The sequence below is a fragment of the Alicyclobacillus sendaiensis NBRC 100866 genome (assembly GCF_001552675.1).
GTDB classification, from domain to species: domain Bacteria; phylum Bacillota; class Bacilli; order Alicyclobacillales; family Alicyclobacillaceae; genus Alicyclobacillus; species Alicyclobacillus sendaiensis.
In genome coordinates this window covers 1-11,331 of the sequence record NZ_BCRQ01000079.1, presented here as the reverse complement: position 1 = coordinate 11,331, position 11,331 = coordinate 1, and the positions used below count along the sequence as shown (strand labels likewise).

The window sequence follows — 11,331 nt, the reverse complement described above, 5'->3', positions numbered from 1 at the left end:
GGGCGAATTTTTTGAGGCCAGCATGGCCAGCGCCGGCGGCCGTTTCGTGGTAACATGGAGTGCGGAAACAGTCCCATTCGGGGAAATCCATGGCGATTCCGTCAAGGGAGCGTGTTGGGATGCAGAAAGCCGTCGAGCTCGAAGTGGAGGGGCTCGTCCTTCGCGGCATGGAGCACGTGCCGGACGAGGCTGCAAACCGCCCCGTGCCTGCCGCGATTCTGTTTCACGGTTTCACGGGTACGCACATCGAGCCTCATCAGCTGTTTGTCAAGTTGAGCCGCGCGCTCGAGGCCGAGGGCGTGGCGGCGTTTCGCTTCGATTTCGCCGGAAGCGGAGACTCCGACGGCGAGTTTCAGGACATGACGGCTTCTTCGGAGATTCGAGACGCCAAGGCGATTCTGGACTGGGTTCGGCGGGATCCCCGCATTAATCCGGAGCGCGTGAGCCTCATCGGCCTCAGCATGGGCGGGTACGTCGCGTCCATCGTCGCGGGGGACGAGCCGGACAAGGTGGACAGGCTCGTGTTGCTCGCGCCGGCCGGGAATATGGCGGAGATCGCCGAACAACAGGCGCAGGCGCTCGGCCAGGCGGCCGACGCGGACGTGGTGGATCTCGGCGGAAACCTCGTCGGACGCAGGCTCTACGAGGATCTCAAACAAATCGACGCGTTCGAGCGGGCCAAGCCGTTTCGAGGCAAGGTGCTTATCCTGCACGGAATGGAGGATCAGGCCGTTCCGTACGAGGTGTCGCTGAAATATCAAAACGAGGTCTATGGGGAACGCGCGCGGCTCCATCTCATCGAGGAAGCGGATCACACGTTCAACAACCGGCACTGGGAGGCCGAGGTCATTCGGGAAACCGTGCGGTTCTTGACGGACGTGGACCGCTCGCGATGATGGCGCGCACACAGGAGGTGGAGGGTTGAAGCGGCTTTTCATCCTCGGCGCCGGTTCGATGGCCGAGTCGTTTATCAAAGGTATCGTGGAAGAGGGCGTGATCGAACCGCGGGACATCTTCGTCTCCAATCGATCGCGTAGGGAACGATTGTTGGAATTGAGTGAATGGTATGGCATTACGCCTGCCGATTCGTTGGCGCGGGCGGCGGAAGCGGATCTGGTCATCTTGGCGGTCAAGCCGTACGACCTGATAGAGGCTTTGAAACAGCTGCGGCCGTTTTTATCGGAGCAGGTGCTGTTGTCGTTTGCCGCGGGCATCCCCATCGAGGCCATGCAGCGCGCCACCGGCGGCCACCCATACATCATCCGCACCATGCCCAACGTGCCCGTGGCGGTGATGCAGGGCGCCATCGCGCTGTCGGCGCCGCCGACCGTGCCGCGGGACAAGCTTCGCCGCGTCGTCGAGATGCTTGCGGGGCTCGGGCAGGTGGTGGAGATTGAGGAAGAGCTGATGGACGCCGCCACGGCGTTCTCGGGCAGTGGGCCCGGGTTCATCAGCTACCTGCTCGAGGCGATGGAGCAGGCGGCCGTGGACCTCGGCTTCACGCCTGAACTCGCGCGGCGGCTTTTGGTGCAGACGGTCATCGGCACGGCGCACGTGTTGCGCGAGTGGGATCTGAGCCCGAGCGAATTGCGCCGCCGCGTGACCTCGCCAAACGGTACCACACACGCCGGCGTCCAGGTCATGCAATCGCGCGGGGTATATGAGGCCATCGTGGAGGCGGTGCGGCAGGCGGCCGTTCGGGCGGAGGAGATGGGGCGCGAGTACACGCGCGAGGGCTGAGCCGCGCGCCCCGTCAGCCCTGTCGGTGCTCGGTGATGCCCGCGACGAGATCGAGCGCGTGGCGCAGAATCGGCGCAATTACCCGAAACCCCTCCTCCACGGCGCGAGGGCTGCCCGGGAAGTTGACGATGAGCGTCTGGCCGCGGATGCCCGCCGTCTGGCGCGACAGCATGGCGTGCGGCTTGGTGGGCCAGGCGGACGCGCGCATGGCCTCGCCGATGCCCGGAATCTCCCGTTCGATCACGTCCCGCGTCGCTTCCGGCGTCACGTCGCGCGGGCCGAGGCCTGTCCCGCCCGTGGTGGCGACGAGGTGCACGCCTTCGAGCGCGAGCGCGCGCAGGCGCGCGGCGATGCGGGCGCGATCGTCCGGTACCACGAGCGCATGGCGGACCATAAATCCCGCTTCGCGCAGGAGCGCCGCGAGGAGCGGCCCGCTTTCGTCCTGGCGCTCGCCGCGGCTCGCGGAGTCGCTCACCGTGATGACGGCGGCTGTGCGCACTGGCTTCTCCATGATGTACCTCCTCTGTGTGGTAGAATCCATACGCTTCCATGTTGAGCCTCTCCTCTCACTGTGACACAATAACCGTGGAGGTGGCAAACGTGGCACTGCGCACGGAGTGGGTTCGGTACGGTGCAAACGGCGAGTATCTAGGCTACTTGGCCCACCACGACCGGCTGTCGGACGGGCAACCGGCCGTCGTCGTGTTTCAGGAGATCTGGGGCGTGGACGACCACATCCAGGACGTCGCGGATCGGTTCGCTCGTGCGGGCTACGTAGCGCTGGCGCCGGATCTGTATGCGGAGGGCGGCAAGCGCAAGCCGGGGCTTGAGCCGGAGGCCATCGAGGCGGTGAAGCGGTTTCTCGATTCGGTGCCGCCTCAGGCGTGGCACGACGCATCGGCGCGGGATCGCGCCCTGGAGACGCTGCCGGAGCCGGAGCGGACGACGGTCCGCCACACGTTTGGGCAGCTGTTCGGCGGCCTGAATCTGGACGCGTACAACGCTCACCTGCTCGCGGCGGCGAGCTTTCTGCGGGAAACGTATCCCATGACGAAAGGACAGCCGGTGGTCTCGATTGGATTCTGCATGGGCGGCGGGCTGTCCGCGCGACTCGCGACGCTTGATCCAAAGCTCGCCGGCGCGGTCATTTTTTACGGCCAGGCGCCAAGTGTGGACCGCATTCCGAACATCCAGTGCCCGGTGCGCGGCTTCTACGCATCGCTCGACCCGCGCATCACGGACGCGGTTCCGTCGTTTGCCGAAGAAATGAAAAGGGCGGGGAAGGACTTCCAGTACCGCGTGTACGAAGGCGCGCACCACGCGTTCTTCAACGACACCCGCGCGTCGTATCACCCGCGGGCGGCGAGATCGGCCTTCGCAGAAGTCCTCACGTTCTTCAACCAGGTGACTGGAGGCGTGTGAATTTGCCGCGCGTGAGGCGCGCGGCTTGGGAGGGATGGACACGGTGACAAAGGCGCAGCAGGCGTATGAGCAGTGGTTGCAACAACCGCATCTGCCCGATGCTCTCCGCGCGGAACTCGAGCGCATCCGCGGCGACGAGGCCGAGATCGAGGATCGGTTTGGGACGGACCTCGATTTTGGCACCGGGGGACTCCGCGGCATCATGGGCGCGGGCTTAAACCGGATGAACGTGTACACGGTGCGGCGCGCCACGGCGGGCCTGGCACTTCACCTGAAGGAGCGCTATGGCGAGGAAGCGGGCAGGCGCGGCGTGGCCATCGGCTACGACGTGCGGCACAACTCTGCCATGTTCGCCGAAACGGTGGCCCTGACGCTCGCGGCGCACGGCATCCGGGCGCATCTGATGCCCGTCGTGTGCCCGACGCCGGAACTCTCCTTTGCTGTGCGCCATCTCGGCTGCGCGGCGGGGGTCATGATCACCGCAAGCCACAACCCGCCCAAGTACAACGGCTACAAGGTGTACAACGAGCACGGCGGGCAAATTCTCGAGGACGATGCGCGCGACATCAAGTCGCGCATGGAGACCATCCGAGATCTGTTCGCCATACCGCACCTGTCGCGGGACGAGGCCGAGGCGCGCGGGCTTTTCGCCATGATCCCCGCGTCGCTTCGTGCGAAATACGTCGAGACGGTGGTGCGCGAAGTCCGGGATCCGCGCCTCGGCGACGAGCGATCCCGCCTGTCCATCGTGTACACCCCGCTTCACGGCACGGGCAACATCCCGGTGCGCGAGGCGCTTCGCGCGGCGGGCTACTCAAACGTCCACCTCGTCGAGGCGCAGGTCGAGCCGGACGGCGACTTCTCGACGGTCAAGAGCCCCAACCCCGAGGAGCAGGAGGCGCTCTCGCTCGGCGTGAAGCTCGCCGAGGAGATCGGCGCCCACCTTGTCATGGGCAACGACCCCGACTGCGATCGCGTCGGGATCGCCGTCCGCGACGCATCCGGGCGCATGCAGCTTTTGACAGGCAATCAGGTGGGCGCGCTCATCGTCCACTACCTGTGCGAGCGGCACCGCGACACGGGCGGGTTCGGCCTTCCGCCCATCGTGTTCAAGACCATCGTCACGTCCGACATGGGCAAGCAGATTGCGGAGTCTTACGGCGTCCACGTCGAAGAGACGCTCACGGGCTTCAAGTACATCGGCGATCGCGTCACGCGCCACGAGGCGGACGGGACCTACCGCCTGCTCGCGGGATACGAGGAGAGCTACGGGTATCTGGTATCGCCCATCGTCCGCGACAAGGACGGCGTGCAGGGCGCGCTCGTCATCGCCGAGATGGCGGCCTGGCACTTGGCGCACGGCCGGACGTTGGTGGACGTGCTGCGCTCCTTGTACGAGCAGTACGGCTGGTATGGCGACAAGCTCGTCAACGTGGAGCTCGAGGGCCACGACGGCGTGGAGCGCATGAAGCGGGCGCTTCAGGACCTGCGGCAACGCCCGCTCGAGGTGCCGGGGCTCGCGCTCGTCGCGGTGGAGGACTACCTCGAGCGAAAGCGGCGCTTCCCGGGGACGGATCGCGAGGAGCCCTTGACGCTGCCGGTCTCCGACGTGCAGAAATTTATCTTTGAGGGCGGTCACTGGGCGGCCATCCGCCCGTCGGGCACGGAGCCGAAGATGAAGATGTATTTCGGCGTGCGCGGGCGGAGCGAAGCGGAGCGGGACGAGCTCTTGGACAAGCTGGTCCAGGCGCTTACGGCGAGGGCGCGCATGGAATGACCGCTTGGCGGCGGACGCTCGTCATTTTGTGGTGCGCGAACTTCTGCGCCGCTGTCGGCATGAGCCAGATCATCCCGTTCATTCCGCTCTATTTGGCCCAGCTCGGCCTGCACACTGAGCAAAGCATCGACCACTGGTCGAGCTGGGTGTTTTCCGCGCAGTTCGTCACGTCGTTCGTGTTTCAGCCCATCTGGGGCTCGCTCGCGGATCGGTATGGGCGCAAACCCATGCTCCTGCGCGCGGGCTTCGGGATGGGCGCCATGACGGCGCTCATGGGGCTCGTCGGGGCCCCGTGGCAGCTGTTGGTCCTGCGGCTTGTGAACGGCGTATTCTCCGGGTTCATCGCCATGGCCATCTCGCTTCAGGCCTCGGTGACGCCGGCGGAGAACGCCGGGCGCGCGCTCGGCACGCTGCAGACTGGCAACATCGCCGGATCGCTCATCGGCCCGCTCGTGGGGGGCATCTTGGCCGAATGGCTCGGCTTTCGCGGCTGCTTCTTTTTCACGGGCGCGATGCTCGTTCTGGCGAGCCTCATCGTGCTGATCTTCGTGCACGAGCCGAAAGGGGCGCGCCGCGCGCGGGCGAGAGCGAGAAGCTCCTGGAAGAGCCTCGCCGGGCTGTGGCCCGTGTTTCTCGGCTCGTTCATGACCCAGCTCGCCATGATGAGCATCGAGCCCATCGTGACCATCTTCACGCGCAGCATCTACCACGGCGCGCACCTCACGCTCGTCGCAGGGCTGGTGGTGGCGACGAGCGGCATCGCCAACCTCGTCGGCACGCCGACCTTGGGGCGCGTGGGCGATCGCGTCGGGCAAGAGCGGGTGCTCCTGCTCGCGCTCCTCGGCGCCGCCTGCGCGTTTGTGCCGCAGGCGCTTGCGCACGCGCTGTGGCTGTTGCTCGTGGGCCGATTCCTGCTCGGGCTCTTCGTCGGCGGCATGCTGCCGTCGCTGCAGGCGCTCGTGCGAAAGCTCGCGCCGGAAGACAAGCAGGCGACCGCATACGGGTTCAACTCGAGCGCAACGTTCTTCGGGAACCTCGTCGGGCCGCTCATTGGCGGCCAGGTCGCCGCGATGTACGGGATCCGCTCGGTGTTCTACGTGACCATGGCGCTTTTGCTTGTGAACGCGGCCGTGATTGCCGTGAATCAGCGGCGGCTCGCCGCCCACGCCGAGGAGGTTTAGGCTCGCCCGAATCTGGCCATGATGGTGGCGAACTGGATTCGGTCGGGAGGCAGAACGTTGAAAGGGCGGTTGGTGCGCGTCATTCACCTCGTGATTGCCAGCGTCATGCTCGCGTGCACGGCCATCAGCCTCGTGGCCATCGCCCTCGAGCTCATGGTGCGGCGCCTCATGTCGTGAGCGCGGCGGGCGAAGGCGAGGCTCGATGGGCGAAGAACACCTCGACGAATGATGGGGGCATGGGCCAGTGGCTGTGCAGGGATTTGCCAAGGACGTCGTGGACGTGCTCGGCGTCAGATTCCACCGCATCACCATGGCGGAGGCGGTGGAAAAGATCCTGTTCTGGACGGGCGACGGCGGCCATCACCTGGTGGTGACCGCCGGACCGGAGTTTGTCATGCAGTGCCAGCGCCAGGAGGCGCTGTTGCGGCTCGTCAACTCGGCCGATCTCGTCACCGCCGATGGCATCGGCGTCGTCTGGGCGGCTCGCAGGCAGGGGCGCCCGGTGCCTGAGCGCGTGACGGGCGTGGAACTCGTGCCTCAGGTGTTGGCAGAGGCCATGCGGCGGAATCAGCCGCTCCGCGTCTATCTCCTCGGGGCCACCGAGGCGTCGCTCGCCGCGTGCCTGGAGAAACTCCGAGCGCAGTATCCCGCGCACGCGTTTGAGGGGCATCACGGGTATTTTCAGCACCCGGAACTCGGGCGGATTCTCGAAGAGATCCGAGTGTTTCGCCCGCACCTGCTGCTCGTGGGCATGGGGCAGCCGCGCCAGGAGCTGTTCCTGCGAGACGTGATGGGCAAGCTGCCGCCGCTCGTCGGCATGGGCGTGGGCGGCTCCATCGACGTGTGGGGGGGCACCGTGCGCCGGGCGCCGGAAGCGTTTCGCCGCATGAATCTGGAGTGGCTGTACAGGCTCATCACGGAGCCCAGGCGGTTTCGTCGGCAGCTCGCGCTGCCGAAATTCGCGCTGAAGGTCATCGCATCGCCCGCGAAGCGCGAGGCGCCGTGATCGCAGCCTTCCGCAAGATTGTCAAGGAAAAATCCTTGACTGCCCAGAGGGCATCGACTACGATAAGGCTTGTTTTGCGATGGACAAGCGGGATCCCCTGGCTTGCCAAATCCTCTGTGCGCCAAAGGAGGCTCCAGATTGGCACAGCGACGCCTGTTTACTTCGGAATCCGTGACGGAAGGCCACCCGGACAAGATTTGTGATCAGATCTCCGACGCAGTGTTGGACGAGATTTTGACATATGATCCGCTCGCGCGCGTCGCGTGCGAGACGTCGGTGACGACGGGGCTTGTGCTGGTCATCGGCGAGATCACGACGAACTGCTACGTGGACATCCCGAAGGTGGTGCGCCGCACCATCTCGGAGATTGGCTATACCCGCGCGAAGTTCGGCTTTGACGCCGAGACGTGCGCCGTCATCACGTCCATCGACGAGCAGTCGCCGGACATCGCCCAAGGCGTGGACCGCGCCCTGGAGGTCCGGCACATGACGGACGCGCAGATCGACGAGATCGGCGCGGGGGACCAAGGGCTGATGTTTGGCTTCGCGTGCGATGAGACGCCCGAGCTCATGCCGCTGCCCATCTCGCTCGCGCACCGGCTGGCGCGCCGACTTGCCGAAGTGCGCAAGAACGGCGAGCTCACCTACCTGCGCCCGGACGGCAAGACGCAGGTGACCATCGAGTACGAGGGCGATCGGCCCGTGCGGGTGGACACGATTGTCATCTCCACGCAGCACGACGAGCAGACGACGCTTGCGACCGTCGAGCGCGACATGATTGAGCGCGTCATTCGCCCCATTGTCCCGCCGGAGTGGCTGGACGAGAAGACGAAGTACCTCATCAACCCAACGGGGCGGTTTGTGATTGGCGGGCCGCAGGGGGACGCCGGGCTCACGGGCCGGAAGATCATCGTCGACACGTACGGCGGGTACGCGCGCCACGGCGGCGGCGCCTTCTCCGGCAAGGATCCCACGAAGGTGGATCGCAGCGCCGCCTATGCGGCTCGTTACGTCGCCAAGAACATCGTCGCAGCCGGGCTCGCGAAAAAGTGCGAGATCCAGCTCGCGTACGCCATCGGCGTTGCGCGGCCGGTGTCCATCTCGGTGAACACGTATGGGACGGGCCAGGTGAGCGAGGAGAAGATTGTCGAGATCGTCCGCGAGGTGTTTGATCTGCGCCCGGCGGCCATCATTCGCGATCTCGACCTGCGCCGCCCCATCTACCGGCAGACCGCGGCGTACGGCCACTTCGGCCGCACGGACATCGATCTCCCGTGGGAGCGGACGGACAAGGTCGAGGAGATTCGCCGTCTCGCGCTGAGCTGAGCAGCGGGCCGCGCATCGGCGGCGCTGACAAAAGTTTGTCGTGTCGCCAGTGGACCCTCACAAACAACGCTTTTGGCATCGAATGTATGTGACATCACCCTTACACCCCATGATGTGTGCCTTCCGGCGCCCTGCCGGAGGGCGTTTTTTTACGCCGCGCGTCACGGTGGGAATCTGGTATCATCAAGGGCAAGAAGAGATTGGACATTCGGGGTTGCTTTGAACAAGGGGGATGGAATGATCAACGACCTGCCCATTCGCGTCGCGATTGCGGACGACAACGCGGAGTACCGCCTGACCTTGGCGGATCTGTTGGCGTATGAACCGGATATCGAGGTGGTGGCCGTGTGGGCGAACGGCCACGAGGTGTTGCGCGACGTCGAGCACGTGCGCCCCGACGTGTTGCTGCTCGATATCACGATGCCCGAGGTCGACGGCCTCTGCGTGCTGAAGGCCGCGCCGATGCTCGCCTGGCGCCCGAAGATTGTGGTGTTGACGATGCACGAGCAGTCGCCCGTGGTGATTGAAGCGGTGCGGGCGGGCGTGAGCGGGTATATCGTGAAAGACGCGCCGATGGAGGATCTGCTGCGGGCCATCCGCGAGGCGCACGAGGGCCGCGCGATGGTGCATCCGCAGGTGATGCGCGTGGTGCTCGGCGAAATTGAGCGGTATGCCAAGCCGAGCGACGGTTGGAAGGATCTCTTGACCGCGCGTGAATTCGATGTGCTGTGTCAGATGGCCGCGGGCAAGTCGAACGAGCAGATCGCCGAGTCGCTGCACATCACGCTCAAGACAGCGAAAAACCACGTGTCGCACATTCTGGCGAAGCTGAACGTCTCTGACAGAAGCCAGGCCGTGCTGCACGCGTACAGAGAGCGCTGGATTCTGCCGGATCGCGTCTGACAGGCTGGCGGCCGCAAGGGTCCCTTCTGGCTCTGGCGCATACGCTGGGGCAAGGAGGTGAGCCCGCATGTGGTTGGCGTTTGCGGTGGCGGTGGCCGTGTACTTGGCGTGCGCCGTGGCGGGACTGTTCGCGGGCGGGGCGGCGATGCGGCCGCAGGGCGGCGAGTGGCTCATCTTGGTGGCCGAAGGCTGCGGCGGCGCCGTGGAGGGCCTGTTGCGCAGGGCGTGTGCGCGGTGGAGGCGGCCCGTGGCGCGCGCAGTGGTGATTGGCGTGGCGCCGGCGGACGAGGTGCGGGCCATCGTCGAGCGGTTGGCGCCGAAGATGGGGTATGAAGTCACCTTTGTCGAGGCGGCGGATCGGGCACAGGCGGAGCGAGAGGTGGCCGCCATCCGCCTGGGTTCCGCGCCGGAGGTGCGCATCTCCGTCATCCACATCCGCGGGCGCGTCCGCGCCGGCGCGGCGCCCTGAGATTCAGAAGACGAACGGCGCCGGCGGGCGCGGCTCGCGGCAGAGCGCATCGAGCTTTTGCACGTACCGGAGCGCGCCCTCGAAGTCCCGCGCTTCGGCGAGCCAGCGGACGAGGAGTTGGCACGCGCGGCGGCGGAGCACGGCGTCTCCCCACTCGGGGAACGACTGCTCGAAGGCGGCGAGCCGCTTGCACAGCGACGCGCGTTCGCGGGGCCGCTTGGCGTAGGCGGCCTCCATGTCGAGCAGAGCGAGCTTGAGCCTGGCCCGCCGCGCGGCGAGATCGTCGAGGTCCGGCAGTTCCTCCGCCGCGGCCTTCGCGCTCTCGAGCAAGGTGCACGCGCGGTCGATCTCGCCCTCGTCCAGCGCCTGCGCGATCTCGTCGGCAAACGCGGCGAGATCGCGCCCGGGTGAGATGGCGGTCATGAGGTATCCGCGCTGGAGCCGGGCGGACAAGCGGCTTGCGCCGGGGAATGACTCGAGCAGGCGCGCGTGAAGGGATGCCTCGATCTCCGCGAGCCGCCCGACAAACAGGAGAATCGACGCCTGCTCCGCGAGCGCCCTTGCATGTGCCGGATCGACGGCGAGGTGGCGAAGGGCGTCCGCGACGAGTTCCTCGGCCACGGCGAAAAGCGCTGGGGCGGCGTTCGCCATCCGCTCCGCGGCGGCGAGATACGGCCGATCCGCCGGCGCTCGCGGGGGCCTGGAGAGCGGCTTTGCGCTGTCCGCCGGGGCGAATGTTGCCCGCAGCCTCGGCTGCGAGTCCAAGCTCGAGCGCCGCCATGGCACGTCAAAGCCTTCGCCGTGCGGGTCGAGATCGTCGAGGTGGAGGTACAGCTCCAGGGCGAGCGCGCGCAACTCGTGCGGTGGAACGGCGTGCGCGGCCAAAAGCGCGTCGACCCGCGCGAGGGCATCCTTCCACAGCCGCACGGCGCCGGGGACGTTGCCGCGATCGCACTCTGCAAAGCCGAGCTCCCGCAGGGCGTAGAAGGCCATGCGCGCATCATTCGCGCTTTGCGCCGACTCCGCGAGCGGGACGAGGAGCGCCACCGCCTCCTCCTCGTCGCCCAAGGCGCGCAAGGCCCGCGCGAGCGTGAGCCGGTACTCGCTGAGGCTGCGCGTGTGGAACGACGCCTCCGGCAGGTGCGTGAGGATGTCGCGAGCGCGATGGGGGTGTCCTGCGGCCACGTCGTATTGGGCGACGCGGATGGCCGCCTGGAGCAGGGCGTGCGGATCCGTGTCCTCCAGCAATCGGTCGATGGGCTCGCCGAGGCGATCCGCCACTCGGATGAGCAGCGGATACGGCGCAAGGGCCCGGCCAAACTCCAAGTCGTCCAGGGCTTGGAGGCTCTCGGCGTCGCTCGCCAGATCCGCCAGGCTCATTCCGCGCGCTGTGCGGAGGGTTCGGATGGCTTCTCCTATCGACACGTCCACACCCACTTCCTCTAGCTTCCGAATTAAGTTTCACATATTGGCATGGATTTGACAAGATTCAAAGGAATTCTCCATC

The 11,331-nt window shown here is 66.3% G+C and carries 11 protein-coding genes; 9 read left to right on the top strand and 2 right to left on the bottom strand.

The window, feature by feature from the left end; all coding sequences use genetic code 11:
• The first annotated feature begins 119 nt into the window (after positions 1-119).
• Entirely contained in the window at positions 120-896 is a 777-nt protein-coding gene (locus AS26_RS12450) for an alpha/beta hydrolase family protein (RefSeq protein ID WP_062310076.1), read from the top strand.
• 25 nt (positions 897-921) lie between these two features.
• Positions 922-1,740, top strand: coding sequence for a pyrroline-5-carboxylate reductase (gene proC / locus AS26_RS12445; RefSeq protein ID WP_062310072.1), 819 nt, complete (start codon positions 922-924; stop codon positions 1,738-1,740).
• A 13-nt stretch (positions 1,741-1,753) separates the two neighbouring features.
• Here proC and AS26_RS12440 read toward each other — a convergent pair whose 3' ends face one another.
• Positions 1,754-2,251: a MogA/MoaB family molybdenum cofactor biosynthesis protein gene (locus tag AS26_RS12440; RefSeq protein ID WP_062310069.1), complete on the bottom strand. Its 498-nt coding sequence runs from the start codon at positions 2,249-2,251 to the stop codon at positions 1,754-1,756.
• An 89-nt stretch (positions 2,252-2,340) separates the two neighbouring features.
• On the opposite strand from AS26_RS12440, the gene AS26_RS12435 reads away from it, so the two are divergent.
• The 7 genes from AS26_RS12435 to AS26_RS12405 all read left to right on the top strand — a co-directional run bounded on the left by AS26_RS12435 (position 2,341) and on the right by AS26_RS12405 (position 9,824).
• Positions 2,341-3,162 (top strand): dienelactone hydrolase family protein, encoded by an 822-nt coding sequence (locus AS26_RS12435; RefSeq protein ID WP_062310065.1) that lies wholly within the window; start codon positions 2,341-2,343, stop codon positions 3,160-3,162.
• A 34-nt stretch (positions 3,163-3,196) separates the two neighbouring features.
• Complete coding sequence (locus tag AS26_RS12430) at positions 3,197-4,939, top strand: phospho-sugar mutase (RefSeq protein WP_245629762.1); 1,743 nt, start codon at positions 3,197-3,199, stop codon at positions 4,937-4,939.
• On the top strand, positions 4,936-6,120 hold the full coding sequence (locus tag AS26_RS12425) for an MFS transporter (RefSeq protein WP_062310058.1): 1,185 nt from the start codon (positions 4,936-4,938) through the stop codon (positions 6,118-6,120). Before AS26_RS12430 ends, AS26_RS12425 begins: the two co-directional genes overlap by 4 nt.
• Positions 6,121-6,364: 244 nt before the next feature.
• Complete coding sequence (locus tag AS26_RS12420; RefSeq protein WP_062310055.1) at positions 6,365-7,126, top strand: WecB/TagA/CpsF family glycosyltransferase; 762 nt, start codon at positions 6,365-6,367, stop codon at positions 7,124-7,126.
• Between the two features lie 138 nt (positions 7,127-7,264).
• The gene (gene metK / locus AS26_RS12415) at positions 7,265-8,452 is read left to right on the top strand and encodes a methionine adenosyltransferase (RefSeq protein WP_062310052.1); all 1,188 of its coding nucleotides are present in this window, start codon (positions 7,265-7,267) and stop codon (positions 8,450-8,452) included.
• Between the two features lie 237 nt (positions 8,453-8,689).
• Positions 8,690-9,355: a response regulator gene (locus AS26_RS12410; RefSeq protein WP_062310049.1), complete on the top strand. Its 666-nt coding sequence runs from the start codon at positions 8,690-8,692 to the stop codon at positions 9,353-9,355.
• 67 nt (positions 9,356-9,422) lie between these two features.
• On the top strand, positions 9,423-9,824 hold the full coding sequence (locus tag AS26_RS12405; RefSeq protein ID WP_062310046.1) for a hypothetical protein: 402 nt from the start codon (positions 9,423-9,425) through the stop codon (positions 9,822-9,824).
• A 3-nt stretch (positions 9,825-9,827) separates the two neighbouring features.
• Here the strand turns inward: AS26_RS12405 and AS26_RS12400 are convergent, their stop codons facing one another.
• Entirely contained in the window at positions 9,828-11,255 is a 1,428-nt protein-coding gene (locus tag AS26_RS12400) for a helix-turn-helix domain-containing protein (protein WP_062310044.1), read from the bottom strand.
• Between the last annotated feature and the right edge of the window lie 76 nt (positions 11,256-11,331).

Excerpts from the sequence above, each read along its gene's own strand:
- AS26_RS12425 (WP_062310058.1), top strand. The coding sequence starts at position 4,936 with ATGACCGCTTGGCGGCGGACGCTCGTCATTTTGTGGTGCGCGAACTTC.
- AS26_RS12405 (WP_062310046.1), top strand. The coding sequence starts at position 9,423 with ATGTGGTTGGCGTTTGCGGTGGCGGTGGCCGTGTACTTGGCGTGCGCC.
- AS26_RS12440 (WP_062310069.1), bottom strand. The coding sequence starts at position 2,251 with ATGGAGAAGCCAGTGCGCACAGCCGCCGTCATCACGGTGAGCGACTCC.
- AS26_RS12410 (WP_062310049.1), top strand. The coding sequence starts at position 8,690 with ATGATCAACGACCTGCCCATTCGCGTCGCGATTGCGGACGACAACGCG.
- AS26_RS12450 (WP_062310076.1), top strand. The coding sequence starts at position 120 with ATGCAGAAAGCCGTCGAGCTCGAAGTGGAGGGGCTCGTCCTTCGCGGC.
- AS26_RS12430 (WP_245629762.1), top strand. The coding sequence starts at position 3,197 with ATGGACACGGTGACAAAGGCGCAGCAGGCGTATGAGCAGTGGTTGCAA.